At 71.2% G+C, this 26,464-nt stretch carries 24 protein-coding genes; 14 read left to right on the top strand and 10 right to left on the bottom strand.

Translation table 11 applies throughout. The features are described 5' to 3' along the window. Positions 1 to 3: 3 nt before the first annotated feature. Positions 4 to 804, bottom strand: a complete 801-nt coding sequence (locus tag Vau01_RS45010; RefSeq protein WP_239152356.1) for an ABC transporter permease — start codon at positions 802 to 804, stop codon at positions 4 to 6. Further along, a complete protein-coding gene (locus Vau01_RS45005; protein WP_204006469.1) occupies positions 797 to 1,585 on the bottom strand; it encodes an ABC transporter permease in 789 nt (262 codons plus the stop codon). Before Vau01_RS45005 ends, Vau01_RS45010 begins: the two co-directional genes overlap by 8 nt. A gap of 87 nt (positions 1,586 to 1,672) precedes the next feature. On the opposite strand from Vau01_RS45005, the gene Vau01_RS45000 reads away from it, so the two are divergent. Then, a complete protein-coding gene (locus tag Vau01_RS45000) occupies positions 1,673 to 2,332 on the top strand; it encodes a tetratricopeptide repeat protein (RefSeq protein WP_204006468.1) in 660 nt (219 codons plus the stop codon). 92 nt (positions 2,333 to 2,424) lie between these two features. Then, the gene (locus Vau01_RS44995) at positions 2,425 to 3,423 is read left to right on the top strand and encodes an aldo/keto reductase family protein (protein WP_204006466.1); all 999 of its coding nucleotides are present in this window, start codon (positions 2,425 to 2,427) and stop codon (positions 3,421 to 3,423) included. A gap of 25 nt (positions 3,424 to 3,448) precedes the next feature. Here Vau01_RS44995 and Vau01_RS44990 read toward each other — a convergent pair whose 3' ends face one another. Together Vau01_RS44990 and Vau01_RS44985 are read right to left on the bottom strand one after the other, a co-directional pair. After that, on the bottom strand, positions 3,449 to 4,216 hold the full coding sequence (locus Vau01_RS44990) for a site-2 protease family protein (RefSeq protein WP_204006464.1): 768 nt from the start codon (positions 4,214 to 4,216) through the stop codon (positions 3,449 to 3,451). Beyond that, positions 4,216 to 4,419 carry a hypothetical protein gene (locus tag Vau01_RS44985; RefSeq protein ID WP_204006462.1) on the bottom strand — a complete coding sequence of 68 codons (204 nt, stop codon included), beginning with the start codon at positions 4,417 to 4,419 and terminating at the stop codon, positions 4,216 to 4,218. Before Vau01_RS44985 ends, Vau01_RS44990 begins: the two co-directional genes overlap by 1 nt. 102 nt (positions 4,420 to 4,521) lie before the next feature. Here Vau01_RS44985 and Vau01_RS44980 point away from each other — a divergent pair, with 102 nt between their 5' ends. Further along, on the top strand, positions 4,522 to 6,108 hold the full coding sequence (locus Vau01_RS44980) for a bifunctional adenosylcobinamide kinase/adenosylcobinamide-phosphate guanylyltransferase (protein ID WP_204006461.1): 1,587 nt from the start codon (positions 4,522 to 4,524) through the stop codon (positions 6,106 to 6,108). A 39-nt stretch (positions 6,109 to 6,147) separates the two neighbouring features. After that, positions 6,148 to 6,462, top strand: coding sequence for a hypothetical protein (locus tag Vau01_RS44975; RefSeq protein WP_204006460.1), 315 nt, complete (start codon positions 6,148 to 6,150; stop codon positions 6,460 to 6,462). A 36-nt stretch (positions 6,463 to 6,498) separates the two neighbouring features. On the opposite strand, the gene gcvT is transcribed toward Vau01_RS44975, so the two are convergent. Both gcvT and Vau01_RS44965 read right to left on the bottom strand, forming a co-directional pair. Then, positions 6,499 to 7,593 carry a glycine cleavage system aminomethyltransferase GcvT gene (gene gcvT, locus Vau01_RS44970; protein WP_204006459.1) on the bottom strand — a complete coding sequence of 365 codons (1,095 nt, stop codon included), beginning with the start codon at positions 7,591 to 7,593 and terminating at the stop codon, positions 6,499 to 6,501. A gap of 637 nt (positions 7,594 to 8,230) precedes the next feature. Beyond that, a complete protein-coding gene (locus tag Vau01_RS44965; RefSeq protein WP_204006458.1) occupies positions 8,231 to 8,593 on the bottom strand; it encodes a hypothetical protein in 363 nt (120 codons plus the stop codon). 3 nt (positions 8,594 to 8,596) lie between these two features. Here Vau01_RS44965 and Vau01_RS44960 point away from each other — a divergent pair, with 3 nt between their 5' ends. Together Vau01_RS44960 and Vau01_RS44955 are read left to right on the top strand one after the other, a co-directional pair. Continuing rightward, the gene (locus tag Vau01_RS44960) at positions 8,597 to 10,000 is read left to right on the top strand and encodes a zinc ribbon domain-containing protein (RefSeq protein WP_204006457.1); all 1,404 of its coding nucleotides are present in this window, start codon (positions 8,597 to 8,599) and stop codon (positions 9,998 to 10,000) included. Next, the gene (locus Vau01_RS44955; RefSeq protein WP_204006456.1) at positions 9,997 to 11,556 is read left to right on the top strand and encodes a leucyl aminopeptidase; all 1,560 of its coding nucleotides are present in this window, start codon (positions 9,997 to 9,999) and stop codon (positions 11,554 to 11,556) included. The genes Vau01_RS44960 and Vau01_RS44955 overlap by 4 nt, the downstream gene beginning before the upstream one ends. On the opposite strand, the gene Vau01_RS44950 is transcribed toward Vau01_RS44955, so the two are convergent. Then, positions 11,553 to 11,912: a hypothetical protein gene (locus tag Vau01_RS44950; protein WP_373320402.1), complete on the bottom strand. Its 360-nt coding sequence runs from the start codon at positions 11,910 to 11,912 to the stop codon at positions 11,553 to 11,555. The genes Vau01_RS44955 and Vau01_RS44950 overlap by 4 nt on opposite strands. 173 nt (positions 11,913 to 12,085) lie before the next feature. On the opposite strand from Vau01_RS44950, the gene lpdA reads away from it, so the two are divergent. The 3 genes from lpdA to Vau01_RS44935 are packed head-to-tail and all read left to right on the top strand — an operon-like array spanning position 12,086 to position 16,256. Then, the gene (gene lpdA, locus Vau01_RS44945; protein WP_204006451.1) at positions 12,086 to 13,465 is read left to right on the top strand and encodes a dihydrolipoyl dehydrogenase; all 1,380 of its coding nucleotides are present in this window, start codon (positions 12,086 to 12,088) and stop codon (positions 13,463 to 13,465) included. A gap of 16 nt (positions 13,466 to 13,481) precedes the next feature. After that, positions 13,482 to 15,326, top strand: a complete 1,845-nt coding sequence (sucB, locus tag Vau01_RS44940) for a 2-oxoglutarate dehydrogenase, E2 component, dihydrolipoamide succinyltransferase (RefSeq protein ID WP_204006449.1) — start codon at positions 13,482 to 13,484, stop codon at positions 15,324 to 15,326. A gap of 24 nt (positions 15,327 to 15,350) precedes the next feature. Then, positions 15,351 to 16,256: a TIGR01777 family oxidoreductase gene (locus Vau01_RS44935; protein ID WP_204006447.1), complete on the top strand. Its 906-nt coding sequence runs from the start codon at positions 15,351 to 15,353 to the stop codon at positions 16,254 to 16,256. Here Vau01_RS44935 and Vau01_RS44930 read toward each other — a convergent pair. After that, positions 16,173 to 18,365, bottom strand: a complete 2,193-nt coding sequence (locus tag Vau01_RS44930) for an MMPL family transporter (RefSeq protein WP_239152355.1) — start codon at positions 18,363 to 18,365, stop codon at positions 16,173 to 16,175. The genes Vau01_RS44935 and Vau01_RS44930 overlap by 84 nt on opposite strands. Here Vau01_RS44930 and lipB point away from each other — a divergent pair. Continuing rightward, a complete protein-coding gene (gene lipB, locus Vau01_RS44925; protein WP_204006443.1) occupies positions 18,358 to 19,011 on the top strand; it encodes a lipoyl(octanoyl) transferase LipB in 654 nt (217 codons plus the stop codon). The two genes, Vau01_RS44930 and lipB, sit on opposite strands and share 8 nt — an antisense overlap. On the opposite strand, the gene Vau01_RS44920 is transcribed toward lipB, so the two are convergent. Together Vau01_RS44920 and aspS are read right to left on the bottom strand one after the other, a co-directional pair. Then, positions 18,986 to 20,767, bottom strand: a complete 1,782-nt coding sequence (locus tag Vau01_RS44920; RefSeq protein ID WP_204006441.1) for a fibronectin type III domain-containing protein — start codon at positions 20,765 to 20,767, stop codon at positions 18,986 to 18,988. The two genes, lipB and Vau01_RS44920, sit on opposite strands and share 26 nt — an antisense overlap. Positions 20,768 to 20,817: 50 nt before the next feature. Further along, entirely contained in the window at positions 20,818 to 22,050 is a 1,233-nt protein-coding gene (aspS, locus tag Vau01_RS44915) for an aspartate--tRNA(Asn) ligase (protein ID WP_204006439.1), read from the bottom strand. A 349-nt stretch (positions 22,051 to 22,399) separates the two neighbouring features. On the opposite strand from aspS, the gene lipA reads away from it, so the two are divergent. The 4 genes from lipA (at position 22,400) to Vau01_RS44895 (ending at position 26,414) form a co-directional block, all read left to right on the top strand. Next, complete coding sequence (lipA, locus tag Vau01_RS44910; RefSeq protein ID WP_239152367.1) at positions 22,400 to 23,323, top strand: lipoyl synthase; 924 nt, start codon at positions 22,400 to 22,402, stop codon at positions 23,321 to 23,323. A 10-nt stretch (positions 23,324 to 23,333) separates the two neighbouring features. Then, positions 23,334 to 24,029, top strand: coding sequence for a DUF4191 domain-containing protein (locus Vau01_RS44905; protein WP_204006435.1), 696 nt, complete (start codon positions 23,334 to 23,336; stop codon positions 24,027 to 24,029). 166 nt (positions 24,030 to 24,195) lie between these two features. Further along, entirely contained in the window at positions 24,196 to 25,620 is a 1,425-nt protein-coding gene (glnA, locus tag Vau01_RS44900; protein WP_204006433.1) for a type I glutamate--ammonia ligase, read from the top strand. A gap of 302 nt (positions 25,621 to 25,922) precedes the next feature. Further along, positions 25,923 to 26,414: a GNAT family N-acetyltransferase gene (locus Vau01_RS44895; RefSeq protein ID WP_239152354.1), complete on the top strand. Its 492-nt coding sequence runs from the start codon at positions 25,923 to 25,925 to the stop codon at positions 26,412 to 26,414. The last annotated feature ends 50 nt before the right edge of the window (positions 26,415 to 26,464 follow it).

Here is a 26,464-nt window from a genome sequence, read left to right as displayed (position 1 = left end):
CTCCTACGAGCCGGTACTGCGGTACCGGCGCACGCCGGCCCGCCACAGCAGTGCGGCCAGCCCGCAGGCCACCACTCCGACCGGCACGCTCAGCCAGCCGAACCAGTCCGGCGCGCCGAGCGGGTCGGGCCGGCGGAGCAGCACGAGCGCCGGGTAGTACCCGGTGAACCCGAGCCCGAGCCCGAACGCGAAGAGATTCCGGAACGCCGGACCGTACACGGTGATCGGGAACGACGCGAAGTCGCGGCCGCCGTAGGTGAAGCTGTTGCCGAACTCGCCGGACTCGATCAGCCAGAACGCCACCGTGCCGGTGCCGATGAAGATCGCGCTGAACAGGAGGCTCCCGCCCACCATCGCCAGGAGCAGGCAGGCCGCCGCGGTGGGCGTCCACTGAACCCCCGCCCAGGCCGCGGCGACCGGAACCAGGGCGACCGCGACGAGCAACCGCCCGGCCCGGCGCGGCGCGAACTCCGTGGCGACCAGCTGGCCCAGCGCGCCGAGCGGGCGCAGCAGCACGGCGTCCATGCGGCCGGTGCGCACCAGGTGCCGGATGGTGTCCATGTTGCCGACGACCAGGTCGGCGGTGGCGAACCCGACCGTCGCGACGGACGCGACCAGCAGCGCCTCGGCCGTGGTGAACCCGGCCACCACGCCACCGGCCTGGAACAGCACGACCACCGCCGTGAGGTCGAGCGCGCCGATCACCACCGAGCCGATCAGGTCGAGCCAGAATGACATCCGGTACTGCGCCTGCGCCCGGGCCTGCGCGGCGAACAGTCGGAGGTACGGCGCCAGTTCAGCCACCCTGCACCACCAGTTTCCGCTCGGCGCGGCGCTGCACGGACCGACCGATCGACACGATCACCACCGCCCAGAACGCCTGGACGAGAACGGTCAGGTACGGGTGGTCCGACCGCTCCACGAGGATGTCCATCGGCACCTGGACGATCGACGCGAACGGCAACGCGTAGACCGCGAGCGTCGACCACGGCTCGGGCACCAGCCACAACGGGAAGAACAGGCCCGACCCGAGGCCGGAGAGCAGCAGCCACAGCACCATCGGCCCGCGGATGTCGAGCGTCCAGTACGCGGCGCACTGGACGATGAACCGGCAGGCGAAGCACACCGCGACCGCCAGCGCGAGCGACACCACGAACAGCGGGTACGTCACCGCCCGCCGCGGCAGGTACATGTCGGTGAACACGAGCCCGGCCAGCACCGGCAGGGTGAACCGGGTCATCAGGTGGTAGGTGGCCCGGCCGGCCTCACCGGCGAGTTGATGCCACACCGGGTCGATCGGGCGCAGCAGGTCGACCACCACGTCGCCGGTGCGGATGCGCTCGGCCCGCTCGCCGATGTCGCCCCACAGCGACACCACGGCGAGGATCCCCTGGCTGCACCAGACGTAGGTGGCGAGCTTCGGCCCGTCGTACCCCGCGACGGTGCCGCCGGCCGAGACGGCGACCGCCAGGAGCGTGTAGTACCGCAGGAATCCGAACGTGACGTTGGTGGTGGCACCGGCGAGGGTGGCGATGCGGTAGGTGGCGTGCCGACGGAAGCCCGCTTTGGCGAGCGCAAGATACACAGGGTTCTCCCAACGGCCAGAGACCGCGAAGAATGTAGTCCGGCGCCGGCCCCCGGCGCACCCGACTTTCGCGGGAGGCGTTACCGGATGGGTGAACGTGATCCGGAACGGATGCTGGCGGAGTACCCGTGGCGGTTCGACCCCGACACGCTGCGGGAGATCCTCGACGAGGCCGACACCGCCCTGTTCCACGAGATCCGCGCCGGGCTGTCCGAGCGGTTGGCCACCGCTGGGGATGACAGGTCCCGCGCGCGGTTGCTCAGCATGCGTGCGGCGGTCTCCCGGAGCCTGGGCGATCTGGACCCGGCGAAAGCCGACGGCGTGCGCGCGCTCGCCTATGCCGAGGCGGTCGGCGACCTGCGCCTGCTCTCGACCGTTCGGACCCGGGTGGCGCACGTGTTGCAGTGGCGCCGCGAGTTCGAGGCGGCCGACCGGCTGTTCGCCCTGGCCGACTCGCCGGAACTGCCCGACCGGGCGCGCGCATTCGTGTACCAGCACGCCGGCAAGTGCGTGTTCGACCAGGGCCGCTACATCGAGGCCGTCAACCACTTCGAACGCGCGCTGGACCTGCGTCGCGACGACCCGGACCCGCGGCTGCTGGCAAGCACGGAACTCGCGCTCGACGGCGTGTTCCGGAAGGTCGCGGCGCACGGATGGGGCCCGTACCCGCGTCCGATGGAAGAAATTCTGGGGACGCGGGCCGCACCCGAACCCGCCCACGACGCCCGCGACGGGCCACCCTCCTGATCGGCCCGTCGGCCGGCCTCGACGACGTGCGCCCGAGCCGGACGAGCCTCGACCCACTTCTGATCAGGCAAGGTAAGTAAGGTCTACAGACTATGGAATTCCGACACCTTGGCCGCTCCGGGATGATGGTCAGCGCCATCTCGTACGGCAACTGGATCACGCACGGCTCCCAGGTCGAGGAGGACGCCGCGACGTCCTGTGTGCGCGCCGCGCTCGATCTGGGCATCACCACGTTCGACACCGCCGACGTCTACGCCGGCACCCGGGCCGAGTCCGTGCTCGGCCGGGCGCTGAAGGGCGAGCGCCGGGAAGGGCTGGAGATCTTCACCAAGGTCTACTGGCCCACCGGTCCCGGCCGCAACGACCGGGGGCTCAGCCGCAAGCACATCATGGAGTCGATCAACGGCTCGCTGACCCGGCTGCAGACCGACTACGTCGACCTCTACCAGGCCCACCGGTACGACAACTTCACGCCGCTCGAGGAGACGATGGAGGCGTTCGCCGACGTCGTGCACAGCGGCAAGGCGCACTACATCGGCGTCTCGGAGTGGCGGGCCGAGCACATCCGGGCCGCGCACGAACTGGCCCGCGACCTGAAGATCCACCTGGTGTCCTCGCAGCCGCAGTACTCGATGCTGTGGCGGGTCATCGAGGCCGAGGTCATACCGACGTGCGAGGAGCTGGGCATCGGCCAGATCGTCTGGTCGCCGCTCGCGCAGGGTGTGCTCACCGGCAAGTACCTGCCGGGTCAGGCACCGCCGGCCGGGTCGCGGGCCACCGACGACCAGGGCGGCGCCAACATGATCAGGTCGTGGCTGCGCGACGAGGTGCTCACGGCCGTGCAGAAGCTCAAGCCGCTCGCCGAGCAGGCCGGGTGCACCCCGGCGCAGCTGGCCGTGGCGTGGGTGCTGAACAACAGCAACGTGTCGTCGGCGATCGTCGGCGCCACCCGGCCGGAGCAGTTGCAGGACAACGTCAAGGCCCTCGACGTCAAGCTCGACGCCGACCTCCTGGCGGCGATCGACGCCGCGCTGGACGGCGTGGTCACCACCGACCCGGAGAAGACGCAGGCGCCCGAGCAGCGCCCGTAACGCTCGTGGTTCCGGTTCTGGCTGGCTACAGCCAGAACCGGAACAGGCGGAAGCCGTCGCCGTAGAGGCCCTCGGGCAGGCCCAGCGCGTTCGAGATTCCGAACACCACGTTGAAGAACAGCCGGTTGATCCGGGGCTCCCAGAGCAGCGCGAACAGCAGCAGGAAGCCGAACGGCGCCACCTTCGCGAAGCCGCGCTGCCAGTCGGGCGGCAGCCACGGCTCGACCAGGTTCCCGCCGTCGATGCCGGGAATCGGAAGCAGGTTCAGCAGCGACGCGGTGATCTGCAGGAACGCCAGGAACGCCACCGCGGCCCAGAACTCGAAGTGGGCGTCGAGGTCGACACCGATCGCGAACGGGACCGTCAGGACGAGCGCGAACAGGATGTTCATCGCCGGCCCGGCGAAGCTGACGAAGCTGTCCCAGCCCTTGCCGCGCAGCCGGTGCTTGTCGACCCACACCGCGCCGCCCGGCAGCCCGATGCCGCCGAGGATCACGAAAAGCACGGGCAGAATCACCGACAGCAGCACGTGCGAGTACTTGAGCGGGTTGAGCGTCAGGTAGCCGCGGCCGGCGACGCCGTGGTCGCCGCCCCGGTACGCGGTGAGCGCGTGCGCGTACTCGTGCAGGCACAGCGACACCAGCCAGCCGGCCACCACGAACAGGAACACGTTGATGCCGCTGTGGCCGAAACCCATCCACAGCATGACCCCGGCCGTCGCGAAGAGAGCGACGATCGCCAGGAAGATGGCCGACGGCCGGAACGCGGCCCGCGGCACGTTGACCTGATACATCACTCAGTGGTCACCGGAGTGAGCGGCATGCGGTACTCGAGGCGGTTCTCCTCGTACAGCGCCACCTTCAGGACCCCGCTCGCGCTGAGATCACGCCAGCTCTGGCCGATCCAGCTCTCGGCATCGGACTGGCTGGCGAACGCCTCGTTCGGGCCGTCGACCGCCCCGCCCTGTGCGTCTTCGTACCGCCACGTCCACGCCATGCCCACGCTCCTGTGCCCGCCCATCGGCCGCCATGGCCGATTCTGCCCAAGGGTACCGGGGCCGGCAGGTACAGCCGCTGCGCGGGCCATAGGCTAGCGGGCATGTCCACCACGCGCGTCCTGGTTCTGGGCGGGTTCGACGCCGGCCAGGCGGAGTTCGCCGAGACACTGCTCGGCCCGGCGGAACGGGTCACGAGGCTCGACGTCACCGAGCCCGACGCCGTCGCGGCCGGCCTCGCCGGTGCCGCGGCCGGCGACGTGGTGCTCATCGCCGAGCTCGACGACTGGGTCACCGAACTGCTCGACGCCGTGTCCGGCTGGACCGACCGTTCGCACGCCGACGACGCGATCCGGGCGCTGGCCGACGCCGTCGCCGCCACCGCCGCGCGGCGCGTGGTGCTGGTGAGCCGCGAGGTGGGCCTGGCGCAGCCGGCCGGCGGCCGGGAGACGGTGTTCGTCGGCACGCTGGCCAAGCTGAACCGGGCGCTGGCCGCGGTGTGCGACCGGGTCGCGCTGGTCGTGGCCGGCGAGGCCGCGTGGTTCAAGGGCGGTGACGCGGGTGCGCTGGCACCGATCGTCACCGGCCGGTCGGCGACGCCGGCGGTGCCCGTCGACACCACGGCCGGCATCCCCGAGCGGCCCGACCTGCAGGTGCCCGACGAGACCGCGGCCGCCGCGGCCGGCCTGCAACTGCAGGGGCTCGACCTCGTCGGCGCCGGCCTCGGCGCGCTCACCGACACCGTCCGGTTCGCCGGCGGCACCCAGGGGCGGGCCGTGCCGCAGCCGTGGCAGTCGGTGCGCGTCCTGCTGCTGCACGGCGTCCACGCGGGTGCTGCCGCGGCGGGTGACGACCGCGACTCCGTCGACCGGCGGGTCGAGCAGGCCCACGAGGGCGTCGGCGCACTGGCCCTGCTCGCCGAGGCGGCCGGCGCCACGATCGGCACCGTCGAGTGCCCGGCGTCGGCGGCGATGGAGACCGGCGACGCGCTCACCGCGCAGGAGGTCGAGGCCGCGCTGGCGCAGGGCTGGAAGCTCGCCGAGGCGGCGGTCGACGAGGGCGCCGACGCGATCGTGCTCGCCACGCTCGGCACCGGTTCCGAGGCGGCCGCGGTCGCCCTCACCGCCCTCACGGCCGGCGGCGAGGCGGCGGCCCTGCTCGACCGGGTGGTGAACGCGGCCGGCTCGATCGACGACATCGCCTGGATGACCCGCTGCATCGCCGTCCGCGACGCCCTGCACCGGGTGCGGACCCGGCCCCGCGACCCGCGCAGTCTGCTGGCGATGGTCGGCGGCGGCGACATCGCGGTGGCCACCGGCATCATCCTCGGCGCCACCTACCGCCACACCCCGGTGCTCATCGACGGTCCGGTCGGCGTCGCGGCCGGGCTCGCCGCCCGCGACATCGGCACCCAGAGCCGGCTGTGGCTGTCGCTGCCCGACCACGGCGGCCACCCGCTGGTGCGGTTCGCCGGCGACGTGCTCGGCCTGCAGTCGGTGCTGCACCTACGGATGCGGCTCGGCGAGGGCGCCACCGCCTTGGCGGCCGTCCCGTTGCTGCGGGCCGCCCTCACGGTGGCCGCCGGCACCCCGCAGCGCCCGCAGCCGCCGCTCACCGAGGACTCCCCGCGCTGGGAGGTCTCCGACTTCCCGACCGCCGAGCTCCCGCTGGTCAAACAGGACCCGAGCTAGCCGGCCTCGCGGGGTCATTCGGAGCACCTGAGAGGTTCCATGATCGGCCCGGCCGCGGCTCCCGCCCAGGCCGCACCCGCGGCCGAGGGACCCGTGGCCGCTCCCATGTACTGGAGTTACGCCTGTGACTACGGGCGCGCCTGCCTGCGACACAGGATCCCGGTGGAAAACAGTTATCTGAACCTGGAGCACTGTGGCGACAACCCGGTCCACGACTATTACGACTGGGGCAGGGCACAAGGCAACCCCTTCGTCGTTTTCTACAAGGACGGCAGATGGGACTTCGTGAACGCGTGGTCGCAGCGAACGCTTGACGGCACCAATCTGGCCGTTGTCGTCCACGTCTACTGCTGAACGGTCGAACGGCACCGTGCCCGGCGCGGTGCCGTCCTACCGGGTGTGGTTCGCCACGAAGGGCGGCTTGACGACCTTCATCGGCGCCCGGCGTCCGCGCACGTCGACCTCGACCTCGACACCCTCGTGCCAGTCGTAGTCCTCCTGCAGCAGGGCCAGCGCGATCCCGAGCCGGCGGGTCGGCGAGAACGTGCCGCTGGTGACCTCGCCGGCGGGCACGCCCTGCCGGAGCACGATCATGTGCGGACGCGGGATCGCCCGGTCGAGCGCCTCCAGGCCCCACATCGTGCGCCGGGCACCGCCGGCCTTCTCCTGCTCCAGCGCCTCCTTGCCCCAGAAGCGCTCCTTCTTCCAGCCGACCGCCCAGCCCGACCGGGCCATCACCGGCGTGATGGACGGCGACAGGTCCTGCCCGTGGAGGGCGTAGCCCATCTCGGTGCGCAGGGTGTCGCGGGCACCCAGGCCGCACGGACGCACGTCGGCGGCGATCAGCGCGTCCCACAGCGCCGGCGCGGCGGCGTTCGGGGCGATCAGCTCGTAGCCGCGCTCGCCGGTGTAGCCGGTGCGGCACACCGTGACGTCCGCGCCCTCGAACCGGGCGACCTGGAACCGCATGTAATCGTGGTCGTTCGGCAGGCCGAGCGCCGCCAGCGCGGCCGGCGAGCCGGGGCCCTGCACGGCGAGCACCACGTAGTCCTGGTGCTGGCCGAGCACCGTCACCAGCGGGGGCGCCGCCTGCTGCAGCCGGTCGAGGAGGCCGGCGGTGTTGGCCGCGTTCGGCACCAGGAACACGTCGTCGTCGCCGAAGCGGTAGGCGATCAGGTCGTCGACCACGCCACCGGTCGCGTCGTCGCAGCACATCGTGTACTGGGCCTGGCCGGTACCGATGCGGTCGAGGTCGTTGGTGAGGCACCGGTTGAGGAAGTCGGCCGCGCCGGGCCCGCGGACCGACACCTTGCCCAGGTGCGTCACGTCGAAGACGCCCACGCCCTCCCGGACCGCCGCGTGCTCCTTCAGGACACCGCCGCCGGCATACTCCAGCGGCATGTCCCACCCGCCGAAGCGGGAGAACTTCGCCCGCAACGACTCGTGGCGGTCATGTAGCGGGGATTGCCGCACCGGCGATGTCATGGGTGGGAACATACCGCTCTTCGGTGTGGTCGGCCGCCGGTGGCCGACCACCCGCGTCCGACGTGGATCGGCTACCCCCGCACGCCGCAACGGCGTGTTCGGCAGGTGGCGATGCTCGGATGGTGGTTAGGTTCGATGTGTGACGGGGGTCAGGCATCGAGGACCAGGCAAGGCGCCGTTGTGGCGTCAGGATGGTCCGGTCTCGGTGTTCCGGTTGCCGGTGGATGTGCATGATCCCCGAACTCGTCGTCAGGTGGAGCGGCTGTATTCGGCGGCGTTCTCGGTGCGGCGGGCGGTACAGCGCGATGCCCGATCCCGAGTCGACGCCTACTGGGCCGCGCACAGGGCAAGGACCGCAACCGGTGGCTCGGCGGCGGTACGCGACCGGTTGGGGTTGTCCCGGGGCGGGCTGGAACGGGCCGCGTACAGGCATCTGGACGGAGCGACGCACCTGCGGCGGCACCTGACGAAGGCGTTGGCGATGCATCTGGCTGACGGGGTGTGGGAGTCCACGGAGCGACATCTGTTCGCGGACCGGTCGGGGCGGCGGCAAGGTCGACCGCGTCCTGGGAGGTGGTGGGACTTCCGGACGATCCCGGGTCGGGCTCGTTCACATACCCGACCGCGGAAGTGGGAATCATTTCGGCTGGTCGGCTCGTTGGACGGCCACCTGGCCGCCTTCGGGCACAGCGTTCCGACCGGCGGTGGTGGCGGAACCGGCGATGATCGATTGTGGCAGCCCCGGCGGATGCCGGCCGTGCGGGCCACTACTGCGGCGGGGCTGCCGGTGCGGTCGTGGTGGGACCATGACGGACCGCTGGCCGTCGTCCTGGCCGGTATCGGCGATCGGGACCTGGTCCTGCCGGTGCGCCTGCCGCAGGGGCCAGGTCGTCGACCGGTCCTGGATCACTATCTGGGCGACCCGCAGCGGTGGCACAAGATCGATCTGGTCCGCCACCACGATCCGGCGGCCCCGGGTGGGTGGCGGTACGAGGCACATCTGATGATCCTCGGCACCGGTCACACCTCGGCCGCGGTGCTTACCCGCCGGCAGACCGCCGGCCAGATCAAGCGCCGCGGCGGCGTCGACGTCAACGTCTCCAACCTGTCTGTCGTCTCCCTCCCCACCGACTCCGACCCCGATCCAGGTGAGCGTGCGAGCGGGTTGATGGCGTCGCGGGTGGCCTGCGCCAGGCAGCCGGATGAGGCGCTGACCGTCGAGCGATTGCGGCAACGGCGCCGTAACCGGGCGTTGCAGCGATCCCGTCGCGCCTCGAACCCCACCCAGTATCGGCTGTCGAAACGGCAGCAGCGCCGGGCCGACCGCCGCCACGCCGCTGGTCTGGCAGCGGTGCAGGTCATGGTGCCCGGCGGGCCACGCCTGGTCGACACCGCCGGTGTCCCGGTGAGGGCGTATCGGCGTGATGACCTGTCCAACACCTATCGATCCCTCCGCGGCCGGGTCGCCGTGAACGGCGCGGCTCGGACCGCCGCAGGGCGTACCCGCGCCCGCACCACCGCCGCGGCTCTGGTCGCCGTCCACGGCCCGGACCTGACCGTCGAAGACAGCGACATCCGAAACTGGGCCCGCCGGTGGGGCCGCCGGCTCCACATCTTCACCCCCGGCATGCTCCTCAACGCCCTCAAGCACGAGACCGAAGCCGTCACCGCCCTACGCCGCCAACATCTCGACAGGGCACACACCACCCCCAACTCGACTGCGGACGCGGGCATGCACATCCGCGTGGGGCTGGTACGTGCAGGTACCTGGCACACCGCCTGGAGCCAACACTGTCTGTGCGGGCGACGCACACCCAAACACCTGCGCGAGCGCCGCCACCACTGCCCGGAATGCGGTCTGGCCGGCGACCGCGATCTGGTCGCTGCCCTCATCGGCGCCCACACCACCCTCACCGATCCGGCCCGACCCGACACTGCCCGCGTCGACTGGACCGCCGCCCGCATCACCCTCGACCACTACGGCGTCGCAACGATCAACCGCGCTCTTGATGAAGGGCTGCAAGGAGCCCTGACCGAGTCAACCGGAACCCACCGCCCCGACCGGCACCGCACCGGTGCCCGGCCCCGGCGGCCGCAACGCAGCACCGCCCCACCGGCCACACTGGCCGGAGAGGACGGCGGCGGCGTGCTCGGCGAATTGCCGGTACGAGCCACCCATCCTTGCCACTCGGCGCCGGGATGTGGCCCGGTGCACCCGACAACCCCGGATGAGACCCGGCCCGCAAAGGCCAGGACCACGCCGGAACGACGACGACGCACACCCCGGACTGTTGGACAAACCCGCAACCACAGCGGACCCCGCCAAACAGGCCTTAGCATCGGTCCCAATATCATGATCCGATCCGGCATACGTCCCAGAACCCGACACGGGGAGAATCAGCCGTGACAACGCTCAACCTGGCCGACGGCGACCCGGCCACCGCAGCCGTCGACGCGGTCGTCGTCGGCGTCTACGACGACGGCGACGGGGCTCCCGTGCTCGCGCCCGGCGCCGAGGCGGTGTCGGCGGCCCTCAACGGGGGTCTCGTCGACGCCCTCACGCGGCTCGGTGCCACCGGCTCGGCCGGCGAGGTCACGAAGCTCGCCACGTTCGGCGCCATCAAGGCACCGGTGCTCGTCGCGGTCGGCCTGGGCACGAAGGGCGACGGCGCGACGGGCGACGGCGCGACGGGCGACGGCGCGACGGGCGACGGCGCGACGGGCGACGAGGTGCCGGCCGAGACCCTGCGCCGGGCCGCGGGCGCGGCCACCCGTGCGCTCGCCGGCTCCGACCGGATCGTGCTGGCGCTGCCCGGGTCGCTGCGCGCGGTGGCCGAGGGAGCTCTGCTCGGCGCCTACCGGTTCGCCGGCTACCGCACCCGGCCGCAGGCCGGCCGGCGGGACGCCGTCCGCACCGTCTCGGTCGTCGACGCCGAGGGCAGCCCGGCGAGAACGGCCCGGGCCGAGCTCAAGCGCGCGACCACGGTCACCCAGGCGGTGGCGCAGGCCCGCGACTGGATCAACACCGCGCCCAACGAACTGCGCCCGCCCTCGTTCGCCGACGCGATCGCCGCGGTGGCCGGCAAGGCCGGGCTCGACGTCGAGGTGCTCGACGAGAAGGCGCTGAAGAAGGGCGGCTACGGCGGCATCCTCGCCGTGGGGCAGGGCTCGGCGGCGCCGCCGCGGTTCGTGCGGCTGGCCTACACGGCGCGCGGGGCGAAGACGCGGCTGGCGCTCGTCGGCAAGGGCATCACGTTCGACACCGGCGGCGTCTCGATCAAGCCAGCCGCGAACATGTGGGAGATGAAGAGCGACATGTCGGGGGCGGCCGCGGTGGCCGCGGCGACGCTCGCGCTCGCGGCGCTCGGGCCGAAGGTCAACGTGACGGCGTACATCCCGATCGCCGAGAACATGCCCTCGGGGACGTCGTACCGCCCCGGCGACGTCGTGACCATGCGCGACGGCACGCGCGTCGAGGTCCTCAACACCGACGCCGAGGGCCGGATGGTTCTCGCCGACGCGATGTCCCGCGCGATCGAGGACGGCACCGACTACCTGCTGGAGACGTCGACGCTCACCGGCGGGCAGGTCATCGCGCTGGGCAAGCGGGTGTCGGGGCTCATGGGTACCGAGGAGTTCTGCAACCGCGTCCGCGACATCGGCGCCCGCGTCGGCGAGCCGGCCTGGCCGATGCCGATGCCCGACGACGTGCGCAAGGGCATGGACTCCGAGGTCGCCGACATCTCGCAGGTCAACGCGGGCATGGATCGGGCCGGGCACATGCTGCAGGGCGGCGTGTTCCTGAGCCACTTCATGCCCGACGACCTGCCGTGGGCACACCTCGACATCGCCGGGCCGGCGTACAACGCCGGCGAGCCGACGGGCTACCTGCCCAAGGGCGGCACCGGCGTGCCGGTGCGCACGCTGATCGAGCTGGCCGAGGACATCGCGGCCGACGGTTAGTCCTTGTGGCGGCGGTTGTACTCGCGCATGCGGTTCGGGTAGCCGACCAGAGCGGTGTCGTACACCGGAATCCCCTGCTTGGCCGCGAACTGGCGGGCCGCGGCCGGGCTGGCCACCCGCCGCCTGGTCCACTCGCCGTCGTGCGCGATCAGGATCACCGTGTTCTCGGTGACGGCCGTGCGGGGTTCGAGGTACGCCTCCACCCCCTGGCGGGAGCGGACGAACTCGGCCAGGTGGTCCATGTCCTCACGGGACGCGGACCGACCACCGGCCGGAGCCGGCCGCCGGCGCCGGAACAGACCCACGACTCCTCCTCGGGTGTGAATGGCGCCCAGGGTACGGGGAAAACCTGGAATCTCGGTGTCCTTAGGCACCTCGCTTCGCACCCGGCCGCACAGAGTGACAAGATGACGAAGGATCGTCGGGCCCGCCTATCACCCCTGGCGCGCCCTGTGACCTCGCCTTGGAGCGTGCCCGGTATGAAGCGTGACCCGCGTGCCGGGCGCACCTCGACCTTTGGAGTAATGACGTGAGCGAGACTTCCAGTCACGATGTCGTCGTTCTGGGTGGCGGCAGCGGTGGTTACGCCACCGCGTTCCGGGCCACCGAGCTCGGCCTGTCCGTCCTTCTCGTCGAGAAGGACAAGGTCGGCGGCACGTGCCTGCACCGTGGCTGCATCCCCACCAAGGCGCTGCTGCACGCCGGTGAGGTCGCCGACAACACGCGCGAGGCGGAGTCCTTCGGCGTGCAGGCCACCTTCAACGGCGTCGACTTCAAGGCGGTGAACGCCTACAAGGACGGCGTGGTCTCCCGCCTGTACAAGGGCCTGCAGGGCCTGGTCAAGGCGCACAAGATCACCTACGTCGAGGGCGAAGGAAAGCTCGTCGCGCCGAACGCCGTCGAGGTGAACGGAACCCGCTACGAGGGCCGCCACATCGTGCTGGCCACCGGCTCCTACTCGAAGTCGCTGCCCGGCCTGGAGATCGACGGCACGAAGGTCATCACCTCCGAGCACGCGCTGAGCCTCGACACCGCGCCGGCAAGCGCGATCGTGCTCGGCGGCGGCGTGATCGGCTGCGAGTTCGCGAGCGCCTGGAAGTCGCTCGGCGTCGACGTGACGATCGTCGAGGCGCTCCCCCGGCTGCTGGCGGTCGAGGACGAGGCGTCGTCGAAGATGGTCGAGCGGGCGTTCCGCAAGCGCAAGATCGCGTTCAAGGTCGGCAAGCCGTTCGAGCAGGTCGAGCACACCGGCAACGGCGTCAAGGTCACGCTCAAGGGCGGCGAGACGCTCGAGGCCGAGGTCCTGCTGGTGGCGGTCGGCCGCGGCCCGGTCACCGCGAACCTCGGGTACGAGGAGCAGGGCGTCAAACTCGACCGCGGTTTCGTCATCACCGACGAGCGGCTGCGCACCGGCGTGCCGAACGTGTACGCCGTCGGCGACATCGTGCCCGGCCTCCAGCTCGCCCACCGCGGTTTCCAGCAGGGCATCTTCGTGGCCGAGGAGATCGCCGGGCTGAACCCGCCGGTCATCGACGAGAACGGCATCCCGCGGGTGACCTACTGCGACCCGGAGGTCGCGTCGATGGGTCTCAACGAGGCGAAGGCCCGCGAGGTGTACGGCGACAAGGTGGAGACGTTCACCTACGACCTGGCCGGCAACGGCAAGAGCCAGATCCTCAAGACCCAGGGCTTCGTGAAGCTCGTGCGCGCGCCCGAGGGGCCGGTCGTCGGCATCCACATGGTCGGCAGCCGCGTCAGCGAACTGGTCGGCGAGGCTCAGCTGATCTACAACTGGGAGGCGTACCCGGCCGACGTCGCCGCCCTCGTCCACGGTCACCCGACCCAGTCCGAGGCACTGGGTGAGGCCTTCCTCGCCCTGGCCGGCAAGCCGCTGCACGTCCACGGTTAGAAGGAGCGAGAACGACATGCCGGTATCGGTCACCATGCCCCGGCTCGGCGAGAGCGTCACCGAGGGCACCGTCACCCGCTGGTTGAAGCAGGAGGGTGACCACGTCGAGGCCGACGAGCCGTTGCTCGAGGTCTCCACCGACAAGGTCGACACCGAGATCCCGTCACCCGCCGCCGGGGTGCTGCAGCGAATCGTCGTGGCCGAGGACGAGACGGCCGAGGTCGGTTCGGAACTCGCGGTGATCGCCGGTGAGGGTGAAGATTCCGGTGACGCGGGGAGCAGCGCTCCCGCGCAGGAAGCCGAAGCCCAGCCGGAGCAGGAAGCCGAGCCGGAAGCCGAGCCCGAGCCGGAGGCCCAGGCGGAACCGGAGCCCGAGCCCGAGCCGGAGCCCGTGAAGGCCGAGGCCGCGCCGGCGAAGAAGCAGGACGGCGGTTCGGGGACCCCGATCAAGATGCCCGCGCTCGGTGAGAGCGTCACCGAGGGCACGGTCACCCGGTGGCTGAAGTCGGTCGGCGACACCGTCGAGGCCGACGAGCCGCTGCTGGAGGTCTCCACCGACAAGGTCGACACGGAGATCCCGTCGCCGGTGGCCGGCACGCTGCTGGAGATCAAGGTCCAGGAGGACGAGACCGTCGAGGTCGGCGCCGATCTCGCGATCATCGGCTCCGGGGATGCCGCCGGTGGCGGCGCCGAGCCCGAGTCGACCCCGTCCAAGGAGGCCGCGCAGGCCGAACCGGCAAAGGAAGAGCCCAAGCCCGAGCCCGCCAAGGCCGAGGCGAAGCCGGAGCCGAAGCCCGAGCCGAAGCCCGAGCCCGTCGCGAAGGTGGAGACCCAGGCCGCGCCCAAGGTCGAGAGCTCCGGGCAGCAGCCCGCTCCCGCCAAGGCGGAGGGCAACGGTGGCCAGTCGGCCGCCGAGTCGGCCAAGTACGCCACCCCGTTGGTGCGCAAGCTCGCCAGCGAGCACGGCGTCGACCTGGCCGCGCTGACCGGCACCGGGGTCGGCGGCCGCATCCGCAAGCAGGACGTGCTCGAGGCCGCCGAGAAGGCGAAGGCGGCAGCCAGCCGGCCGGCCCAGCCGGCCGCCGCGAAGGCCGCGCCCGCCGCGCCGAAGGCGCCGACCGCCGAGGCGAGCGCGCTGCGCGGCAAGACCGAGAAGATGACCCGGCTCCGGGCGCTCATCGCCAAGCGGATGGTCGAGTCGCTGCAGGTCTCGGCGCAGCTCACCTCCGTGGTGGAGATCGACGTCACGAAGGTCGCCCAGCTGCGCGAGCGGGCGAAGCGCGACTTCCTCGCCACCAACGGCGTGAAGCTGTCGTTCCTGCCGTTCTTCGCGCTGGCGACGATCGAGGCGATGAAGGTCCACCCGGTCGTCAACGCCACGATCAACTCCGACGAGGGCACGGTGACGTACCACGCGACGGAGAACCTCGGGATGGCGGTCGACACCGAGAACGGTCTCGTCGTCCCGGTGATCCGCAACGCCGGTGAGCTGAACCTTGTCGGCATCGCCAAGCGGATCGCCGACCTGGCCGAGCGCACCCGCAACCGCAAGCTGGAGCCCGACGACGTGTCCGGCGGCACGCTCACGCTGACCAACACCGGCAGCCGCGGCGCGCTGTTCGACACCCCGATCATCAACCAGCCGCAGGTGGCGATCCTCGGCACCGGTGCGGTCGTGAAGCGGCCGGTCGTGATCAACGACCCGACGCTCGGCGACGTGATCGTGCCGCGGTCGATGGTCTACTTCGCGCTGTCGTACGACCACCGGCTGGTCGACGGTGCCGAGGCGGCCCGGTTCCTGGTCACGATCAAGGAGCGCCTGGAGGCCGGCGCGTTCGAGGCCGAAGTCGGCCTTGCTTAATCAAAGGCGAGGCGTAACAGAAACATGCGGGTACTGACCGCCGGGGCGTCCGGCTTCCTGGGCACCCGGTTGGTCACCCGGCTCCGGGAAGCCGGGCACGACGTCGTGCGGCTGGTCCGGCGCGAGCCGGCTCCCGGGCCAGCCGGAGCCGACGAGCGTCGGTGGGACCCGTCGACCGGCACGCTCGATCCGTCCACATTGGACGGCGTCGGCGCGGTGGTGAACCTGTCCGGCGCCAACATCGGCGACAAGCGGTGGAGCGCCGACTACAAGCGGGAACTGATCGGGAGCCGCACCTCGGCCACCGGCACGCTGGCGAAGGCGGTCGCCGCGCACGCCGAGCCGATCGCGTTGCTCAGCATGTCGGGCATCCACTACTTCGGCGACGGGCACGACCGCGTCCTCACCGAGGCCGACGACCCCGGCGAGGGTTTTCTCAGCGAGATGACGCGTGCCTGGGAGGCCGCGACGGCGCCCGCACGCGTCGCCGGCCGGCGGGTGGTGCTCATGCGCACCGGCCTGCCGCTGCACCCGGCGGGCGGCGTGCTGCAGCCGCTGCTGCTGCCGTTCCGGCTCGGCGTCGGCGGGCCGTTGGGCAACGGCCGGAGCTGGGTGCCGTGGATCTCGATGCGCGACTGCCTGGCCGCCATGGAGTTCCTCGTCGAGCGCGACGACATCGCCGGTCCGGTCATCCTCGCCGGGCCGGAACCGGCGCGGTGGAAGGAACTCGCCACGGCCCTCGGTCGGCAGCTGCACCGGCCGGCGGTGTTCCCGGTGCCGAAGATCGCGCTGAACGTCGTCGCCGGCACCGAGTTCGCCACCGAGATGCTGATGAGCCAGCGGGCCCTACCGGCGGTGCTGTCCGAACACGGCTTTGCTTTCGCTGACCGCACCGTCGGCTCGGCTGTGGCGGCCGCCTTCCAGCGCTAGCCGCGCGCGCCGCACCGGGGCGTTCGACAGCCGGCCCGGCCACCACGCCCAGCGGCCCAGCTCGACCGTCACCGCGGGCACCAGCAACGAGCGGACGATCAGCGTGTCGAGCAGGACGCCGAACGCCACTGTGAACGCCAGTTCGGCGAGGAACACCAGCGGCAGCACGCCCAACGCCGCGAACGTGGCCGCCAGCACGACGCCCGCCGAGGTGATCACGCCGCCGGTGACGGACAGCCCCAGCAGCGTCCCCTCGCGGTGACCGCGGCGGCCGGCCTCCTCACGGATGCGGGTCATCAGGAAGATGTTGTAGTCGATGCCGAGTGCCACCAGGAACACGAACGCGAACAGCGGATACGACGAGTCGGCGCCGGCGAAGCCGAGCACGTCGCGGAACATCACGCCGCTGACGCCGAGCGTGGCCAGGAACGACAGCACCACGGTGGCGATCAGCAGCACCGGCGCCACCACCGAGCGCAGCAGCAGCATCAGGATCAGGAACACCACGACCAGCACCACCGGGATGATCACCGTGCGGTCGCGTCGCGCGGTGTCCTGCACGTCGAGGTTGATCGCGGTGAACCCGCCCACCTTCGCGTCGGCGCCGGCGATCCCGTGCGCCACCCGGCGCAGTTCGCGCACCGCGGCGTCGGCCGCCGGCGAGTCGGGGGCCGCCCGCAGCGTCACGTCGAGCCGCACGTACCCGTCGACCATCATCGGCGCCGGCGTCGTGTCGCCGGCGGGGGTGCCGGTGAACGGGACGACCGCGGCGACCCCGTCGACGCGACGCACGGCGAACACCACCTGCTCCGACCGCTCGGCCCGGACGAGGATGATCGCCGGGCTGCCGGCGCCGGCCGGGAAGTGCTCGCCGAGCACCCGCTGCCCGTCCTGCGAGTCGGTCTGCCCCACGAACGACTCGGTCTGCGGGATGCCGCTCGCCTCCAACCGGAAGAGCCCGAGGGAGAGGACGGCCAGCACCACGACGGTCAGTGCCCAGACCGCGCGCGACCGCCGCCCGACGAGCGCGGCCACCCGCGCCCAGATGCCCGCGTCCCCGGCCGACCACGGCCGGTGTGCCGGTGGGAACGGCCAGAACACCACCCGGCCGGCCAGCGCCAGCACCGCCGGCAGGAACACCAGCATCGACAGCAACGCGCACGCGATGCCGATGCCCGCGACCGGGCCCAGACCGCGGTTCGACGCCAGGTCGGAGATCAGCAGGCAGAGCAGGCCGAGGATGACGGTGCCGCCGCTGGCCAGGACCGGCTCGACCGACGCCCGCCAGGCCACCCGCATCGCGTCGAACCGGTTCTCGTGCCGGCGCAGTTCCTCCCGGTAGCGGGAGACCACCAGCAGCGCGTAGTCGGTGCCGGCGCCGAGCACCAGCACGTCGAGGATGCCCTGGGTCTGGCCCGAGAGCGTGACCAGGTCGTTCTTCGCCAGCAGGTAGACGGTGCCGTTGGCCAGGCCCAGCGCGGCGCCGGCGCTGACGAGCACCAGCAGCGGCAGCAGCGGGCTGCGGTAGACGGCCACCAGGATCAGCAGCACCACGCCGGCGGTGACCGCCAGCAGCACGCCGTTGATCGTGTCGAACACCACGAGCAGGTCGGCGAGCACGCCGCCCGGGCCGGTGACGTGCGCGGTCAGCTCCTCGTGGCCGTGCACCCGGTCACGCACCCAGCCGATGTCGCCGCGGACCTTCTCCGGGTCGTCGCCGGCGTACTCGACGATCACCTGGGCGGCCCGGCCGTCCTCGGAGAACACCGGGCCGACCGGCGGGCCGGCCAGCACGGGCAACTGGTTCGCGTAGATCGCGTCGACGTCGCGGGAGACCACCGAGCGGTCCGTCTCGGTCAGCGCCCCGCCGTCGGACCTCGTGTAGACGATCACCGCGGGCAGCGTCGTGCCGCCGGCGAACCCGTCGAGCCGGCGGTCGACCTGGGTCGACTCGGCGCTGGTCGGCAGGTACGCGGCGTTGTCGTTCTCCTGGACCTCGGCGGTTCTGCCGGCCAACGACCCGATCGGCCCGGCTAACGCAAGGAACGCCACCACCAGCAACGCCGGCAACAGCCACCGGAACCGGGATACGCTCGCAGACGTGACCACCGTGGTTCCCCTCGCAGTCATCAGATCAGGACTTGTCGATTACCGCACGGCCTGGGCCGAGCAGCAGCGTATCCACGCCGGTGTGGTCGCCGACACGGAGCCCGGCACCGTTCTGCTCTTGGAGCACCCGAGCGTCTACACCGCCGGGAAACGCACCCAGCCGCTCGACCGTCCCGTCGACGGATCCGAGGTGATCGATGTCGACCGGGGCGGGCGGATCACCTGGCACGGGCCGGGCCAGCTCGTCGGGTACCCCATCGTGCGGCTGCCCGACCCGGTCGACGTGGTCGCGTACGTGCGGCGCGTCGAGCAGGTGCTCATCGACGTGTGCGCCGAGTTCGGCGTCGCGACCACCCGGTTCACCGACCGCGGCCCGTCCTGGAGCGGCGTCTGGATCCCGGCCGACGACAGGGGCGGCGACCGGAAGATCGGCGCGATCGGCATCCGGGTGGCCCGCGGCGTCACGCAGCACGGCTTCGCCCTGAACTGCGACTGCGACCTCACCGCCTACGACCGGATCGTCCCGTGCGGCATCCGCGAGGCCGGCGTCACCTCCCTCTCGGCCGAGCTGGGCCGCACCGTGCCGGTGGCCGATGTGCTCCCGGTGGTGGAGAAGATGCTCATCCGCGATCTGGGCGTCCGCTAGCGGCGCCGCCGGCCGCCACCCGGGTGCCCGCGCCGCCGGCGATCAGGAGGACGCCGGTCAGCAGGATCGTCGCGATCGGCGCGCCGGTGGCCGCGAGCCCGCTGTCGTCGGCGGCGGCGGCCAGCGTCACCGCGGCGACGGTGATCCCGAGCGCCAGCACCCGCGGGTCGCCGTCGGGGTCGACGCCGAACGACGTCACCGTGTGGGAGCCGCTCAGGCTCGACGGGATGACCACGGCCCGGCTGAACGACCCGTCCGCCGCCGTGGTCGCCGTGCCGAGGCTCCGCGGCGACGAGTAGATCACCAGCTCCACCCGGCTGTTCGGGGCGAACCCGGTGCCGCTGACCGTGATGGTCCCGCCCGGTTCGGGCGTCGTCGCGCCGGCCGGCGCCGACAGGGCGTCGTCGGGTTCCGGCGCGGTGTCCGGGATCGTGGCCGGCGCCGACGGCGTCACCGGGACGGCCGCGCTGTCCCGCACCGTGCCCTCGCCGAGCACGGCCTTCACCGTGACCGAGTAGGTGGCGCCGTTCTCCAGGCCGGTCAGCTCGCGGCTGTGCGCGGCGGCACCCGGCACCTGGGCGGTCTGCGCCTGGCCGCCCTCCCTCGTGTAGGTGACGGTGTAGCCGGTGATGCCGGTGGCCGGCGTGATCGCCGTCCAGGTCACGGTCGCCGTGGCGTTGCCGGGCGTGGCCGCGACGTCGTGCGGGCCGGCGAGGGCCGGCACGGTGCCGGTGCCGGTGCCCGCGAGGTCGGACGTGCCGACGCTGTTGCGCGCCTTGACGCTCGCCGTGTACGTCGCGCCCGGTACACCGGTGAAGGTGCACGAGCTGCCCGTGTACAGGCTGCTCCACTCGCCCTGGCCCTGTTGACCGGCGCACGGAACCGGTCCCGGCTGACCCTCGCGGTGCACCGTCACCAGGTAGCCCTGGATCGGCGCGCCGCCGGTGCCGTGCGGCGTCCAGGAGACGGTCACCGCGCGGCCGTCGACCGCGACCAACGCGGTCGGCGGTCCCGGCCTGCCCGCCGCCACCGTCGCGGTCTTCTCGTTGGACGCCGGGCCCTCGCCCTCGGAGTTCCACGCGGTGACGGTCGCCGTGTACCCGACGCCGGCCGTGCCGGTGATCGTGCAGGTGGTGGACGTGCGGCCCTGCGGTTGCTCGCACGGCACCGGGTGGTCGTCGCCCGACCGCACGGTGGTGACCGTGTAGCCGAGGATCGCCAGGCCGCCGTCGTCGCCCGGCGCGTCCCAGGTCAGCGTCAGCGTGTCGCCGTCGACCCCGATGTCGTGGAGGGTCGGCGCGCCGGGCACCGTGACCTGCGTGTTCCGCGGGGTCGCCCACCAGGCCTGGCTGTACGCCGGTTCCGTCCCGGTGTGGTTCGCCGCGACCTCGACCGCGTACGAGGTCTCGTTCTCCAGCCCGGTGTCGACGGTGCAGGTGTGCGTGCCGGCCGGGATCTCGTCGCAGCCGGAGTCGGGGACCTCGCCGCCGACCCAGACGGTGTAGCTGGTGGGTGCGTCGCCGTCGGGCGGGTCCCAGGTGACGGTCAGCTCCCCGTCCCCCTCGACGACGCCGGTGATCACCGGCTGCTCGGGCGGGGCCGACGCCGAGTTGTCCGGGTCGGGCGTCGACTCGATGCCCGGGACCCCGGCGCGCGATCCCGACGCGCCGTCCGGCGTGGCGAGAGCCGGGCCGGTGAGCCCGGCTCCCAGAACCACGCCGACGGCGATCAATACCGCACCTCGTGAACCGATCACAGGCGCAATCTACGGAAAAGTGAGGGCCTTTCGGACAAAAACGGCGAAGGTCACGGTTCCAGGCGGGTGCGGTCCCGCGGGAACGCCGTGGCCTCCCGGACGTTGGCCAGCCCCAGGAGGCGGGCCACGAAGCGCTCCAGGCCGATCGCGAAGCCGCCGTGCGGCGGGATGCCGTAGCGGAACGCGTCGACGTAGGAGCGGTACGGCTCCACCGGCTGGCCGCGGGCCGCCAGGGCGGCCAGGTAGTCCCCGTGCCGGTGCAGGCGTTGGCCGCCGGTGACCAGTTCGACCCCGCGGAACAGCAGGTCGAAGCTGTTCGACCAGCGTGCGTCGGCCGGGTCGGGATGGGTGTAGAACGGGCGCTTGACCATCGGGTAGCCGGTGACGAACAGGAAGTCGCTGCCGTGCTCCCGCCGGGCCCACTCCCCCAGTGCCCGTTCGTCGGCCGGGGACAGGTCCGGCTCGTCCGGACGGGCGCCGGCCACGCGCAGGGCGTCCGGGAAATGGATGTCGGGGATGTCGATCGGGACGTCCAGACCCGGCGCCGCCGCCTCGACCATGCCCGCGATCGCCTCCCGGACCACGGCCATCACGTCGCGGTGGTCCTCGATGAAGCCGAGCTCGGCGTCGAGCGACGTGTACTGGGCCAGGTGCCGGCCGGTGTCGTGCGGCTCGGCGCGGAACACCGGGCCGACCTCGAACACCCGCTCGAACACCCCGACCATGAGCTGCTTGTAGAACTGCGGGCTCTGGGCGAGGTAGGCCGTGCGGCCGAAGTAGTCGACCGGGAAGACGTTCGCGCCGCTCTCGGTGGCCGTGGCCACCAGTTTCGGCGTGAAGATCTCGGTGAAACCGCTCTTCTCCAGCGCGGTCCGGAAGCCTCGGGTGGCGGCCGCCGCGGTTTCGAGTGCCGTGCGGGTGCCCGGGTGGCGGAACGCCAGCGGCGCGGCGTCGAGCCGGGTCGACAGGCCCGCTGCCAGGTCGGGGCGGAACAGCTCGAACGGCGGCGTTTCGGCCGCTGCCAGCGCGTCCACGGTGGGTTTCACCACCTCGACGCCCGCCGGCGCCGCCGGGTTCGCGACCACCGTACCCACGACGGCGACGGCCGATTCCTCGGGTGTTTCGACCGGTTCCGGCATGACGACCTGGGCCAGGCCGGCCCGGTCGCGCACGATCAGGAAGGAAACGCTCTTGAGGGATCTCCGCCGATGAACCCAGCCGCGCAGGAGCACGGTTTCGCCCACGTGGGCGGGGAGTTCGGAGGAGAGGACGCGTTGCGGCATGATCGGCACCTCCTGTTCGACTGCAACGCCGTCCCAGGGGGTGCGGACGAGTGGGGCCTCGCGGTACCACCGCACCTTTACCCGTGATTCACGGGCCTCTTGCACTGCTCCGGCTCGGGAGTGTCTTCACACCCGGGACGCCAGACCGCCCTCCCAGCTACCGGCGGCTCTCTCGACTGGCGCGACCCGGAGCTACTCGGTTCCGTCGTCGCCGTTGACCTGGGATGGTACCGAGCCGGTGTTAGCTGTGTCGCGTTGAAATCCTTCTGAACGTCGGGCGACGTAGGCTGGCGGGGTGACCTCCGCCGCACCTTCCGCCGCATCCTCCGCCGCCCCCGAGGGCCGCCGGATGCTGCGCATCGAGGCCCGGAACGCGCAGACCCCCATCGAGCGCAAGCCGCCGTGGATCAAGGTCAAGGCGACGATGGGCCCGGAGTTCACGCAGCTGCACGGGCTGGTGAAGCGCGAGGGTCTGCACACGGTCTGCCAGGCGGCCGGCTGTCCCAACATCTACGAGTGTTGGGAAGACCGGGAGGCGACCTTCCTCATCGGCGGCGACCAGTGCACCCGCCGGTGCGACTTCTGCCAGATCGACACCGGCAAGCCGGCCGAGTTCGACGCCGACGAGCCGCGCCGGGTCGCCGAGTCGGTGCGGCAGATGGGGCTCAAGTACGCGACGATCACGGGCGTCGCCCGCGACGATCTTCCCGACGGCGGCGCGTGGCTCTATGCCGAGACGGTGCGCCAGATCCACAATCTGCTTCCGGGCTGCGGGGTCGAACTTCTCATTCCGGACTTCAACGCCGATCCGGCGCAGCTTCGTGAGGTCTTCGGTTCCGCTCCGGAGGTTCTCGCGCACAACATCGAGACCGTGCCGCGGATCTTCAAGCGGATCCGGCCGGCGTTCCGGTACGAGCGGTCTCTCGACGTGATCACCCGGGCCCGCGCCGCGGGGCTGGTGACGAAGTCGAACCTCATCCTGGGCATGGGCGAGGAGCGCGCCGAGGTGTCGCAGGCCCTGCGTGACCTGCACTCGGCGGGCTGCGAACTGCTGACGATCACCCAGTACCTGCGGCCGACGCCCCGGCACCACCCGGTGGAACGGTGGGTCAAGCCGGAGGAGTTCGTGGAGTTGCGGGAAGAGGCCGAGGAGATCGGCTTCGCCGGCGTGATGAGCGGACCGCTGGTGCGGTCGTCGTACCGGGCCGGGCGGCTGTACAACCAGGCAGTTGAGGCACGGGCTGCGGTCGGCGCGGAGGCCGCGGCCATCTAGGATTCTGTGTATGGCGAATGCGCAGCCGGAGAAGCCGTCGTTCCTCCAGGGTCTCAAGCAACTTCCCGTCGCGATGAAGTTCACCGCGCAGCGGGACAAGTTGTTCGTTCCGCTCGCGCTCGTCGCATCCCTGGTGCCGCTCGCGGCCGGCGTGGTGCTCGGCGTGCTCGGGTTCGGCTGGCTGTGGATGATCGCCGCGGTGATGATGGCGCTGCTCGGCATCATGATCGTCCTGAACCTGCGGGCCAACAAGGCGATGATGGCCGAGTACGAGGGTCAGCCCGGCGCCGCTGCCCAGGTGGTGCAGACGATGCGGGGCGACTGGCGGGTGCGGCCCGCGTTCGCCAGCACCACGTCGATGGACATGGTGCACGTGGTGATCGGCCGGCCCGGTCTGATCCTGCTCGGCGAGGGCAACCCGCAGAAGGTCCGGTCGATGCTCGGCCAGGAGAAGCGGCGTCTCGCGAAGATCATCGGGTCCGTCGACATGCGCGAGTACATCGTCGGCAGCGACGAGGGTCAGCTTCCGTTGAAGAAGATCCGCACCACGTTCATGAAGCTGCCGCGCACCATCACCGGCAAAGAGGTCAACGCGCTGGAGACGAGGCTCACCGCCCTCGCCGCGCGCACCCAGCTGCCCAAGGGCGCGATTCCCAAGAACATGCGGCCGCCGAAAGGTGCATTCCGCGCGATGCGCGGCCGGTGATCGGCTCACCGATTTAAGATCGGGTCGCTGAAACACGGTCGAAACAATCGAGACACGGCCGGGCAACGCCTCCGCCATAGCTTTCAAGCAGCTGGTTTGTCGCCGAGCGAGGCGACGAGCCGGGTCAGATTGAGTTCACCTACGAGCACGAAGCCTGGAGGACCGCGTGTTCGCCAATTCCGACGAGCTCCTCAGATACATCAAGGACGAAGGCGTCCGTTTCGTCGACGTTCGGTTCTGCGACCTGCCCGGCGTCATGCAGCACTTCAACGTGCCGGTCGAATCGTTCGACGAGAAAGTCTTCAGCGACGGTCTTGCCTTCGACGGCTCGTCCATCCGCGGCTTCCAGCAGATCCACGAGTCCGACATGCTGCTGCTCCCCGACGTGGCGAGCGCGTTCGTCGACCCGTTCCGCACCGAGAAGACCGTGGCGCTGAACTTCTTCATCCACGACCCGTTCACGCGGGAGGCCTACTCGCGCGACCCGCGTAACGTGGCGAAGAAGGCGGAGGCCTATCTCGCGGCCAGCGGCATCGCCGACACCGCGTACTTCGGCCCGGAGGCGGAGTTCTACATCTTCGACTCCATCCGGCACGAAACAAGCCCGCACCAGGCGTTCTACTACATCGACTCGGTCGAGGGCTGGTGGAACACCGGTCGCGAGGAGTCGGGCGGCAACCGCGGCTACAAGACCACCTACAAGGGCGGCTACTTCCCGGTTCCGCCGGTCGACCACTACGCCGACCTGCGCGACCAGATCGTTCAGCGGTTGATCCAGGTCGGCTACACGGTCGAGCGTTCGCACCACGAGGTGGGCACCGCCGGCCAGGCCGAGATCAACTACAAGTTCTCGACGCTGCTGCACGCCGGTGACCAGCTGCAGCTGTTCAAGTACATCGTCAAGAACACCGCGTGGCACGCCGGCAAGACCGCGACGTTCATGCCGAAGCCGCTGTTCGGCGACAACGGCTCGGGCATGCACACGCACCAGTCGCTGTGGCTGGGCGGCGAGCCGCTGTTCTACGACGAGACCGGCTACGCCGGCCTGAGCGACATGGCCCGCTGGTACATCGGCGGCCTGCTGAAGCACGCGCCGTCGCTCTGCGCGTTCACCAACCCGACCGTCAACTCGTACCGCCGGCTGGTGCCGGGCTTCGAGGCGCCGGTCAACCTGGTCTACTCGCAGCGCAACCGCTCGGCCTGCACCCGCATCCCGGTCACGGGCAGCAACGCCAAGGCCAAGCGCGTCGAGTTCCGCGTGCCCGACCCGTCGGCCAACCCGTACCTCGCCTTCTCGGCGATGATGATGGCCGGCCTCGACGGCATCAAGAACAAGATCGAGCCGCCGGAGCCGATCGACAAGGACCTGTACGACCTGCCCCCGGACGAGTTCGCCAACGTGAAGACCATCCCGGGTTCGCTCACCGAGGTGCTCGACTCGCTCGAGGCCGACCACAACTTCCTGCTCGAGGGCGGCGTGTTCACGCCCGACCTGATCGAGACGTGGGTCGGCTACAAGCGCGACAACGAGGTCGACCCGGTCCGACTCCGGCCGACGCCGCACGAGTTCGCGATGTACTTCGACGTCTGATCCTGCTTTCCCAGCGGCGGTCATGCCGGTCTCCGGACCGGGGTGGCCGCCGCTTCGGTCATCCGCCGGGACCCATTCCCCCCAGCCCGGTCATTCCTCCGCCGAAATCGTCGAGCTTGCCGCAACGCCGGCAGACCCGCGCATTCGGGTCGGGCGTGTCGTGTCGCCGGACCCACGAATGCCACCCGAGCCGGCATGCCCAGGGCCTTCTCATGTCCCCGGAGGCTACGCCCTTTCACCGCGGGCGCCTCATGATCGACCGTGGGGTCCGGCCGCCAAGATCGGCAATATACGCTGCAATCGTGACGATTGAGATCCGGCGGGCCAGCATTGTCGACTGGCCGGCGGTGTGGCCGCTCTGGCAGGCCATCGTCTCCGCCCAGGAGACGTACATGTACGACCCGTTCACGTCGGCCGAGCAGGCCCAGCGGATCTGGTTCCCGGATCCGCCCGCCGAGACGTACGTGGCCGTCGATACCGGCTCGGTCGTCGGGACCTACCTGCTCAAGCCGAACGCGGTGGGGCCGGGGGCGCACATCGCCAACGCCGGGTTCATGGTGGCGCCGGCGACGCGCGGCCAGGGTGTCGGGCGCCAGCTGGCCGAGCACTGCCTGCGCCGGGCCACCGAACTGAAGTACGTGGCGATGCAGTTCAACGCCGTCGTGTCGACCAACACCGGCGCGATCGCCCTGTGGAAGTCACTCGGGTTCTCGATCGTCGGCACCGTGCCGCAGGCCTACCACCACCGCACGAACGGCCTGGTCGACATCCACATCATGCACCGCACGCTGTAGGCCGGGCGCACGCTCGCACTGCGACGGCACGCTTTGCGGATCTTGGACTC

It is taken from the genome of Virgisporangium aurantiacum, assembly GCF_016863635.1.
Taxonomy (GTDB): domain Bacteria; phylum Actinomycetota; class Actinomycetes; order Mycobacteriales; family Micromonosporaceae; genus Virgisporangium; species Virgisporangium aurantiacum.
This window is presented reverse-complemented; position numbering and strand designations above follow the sequence as displayed.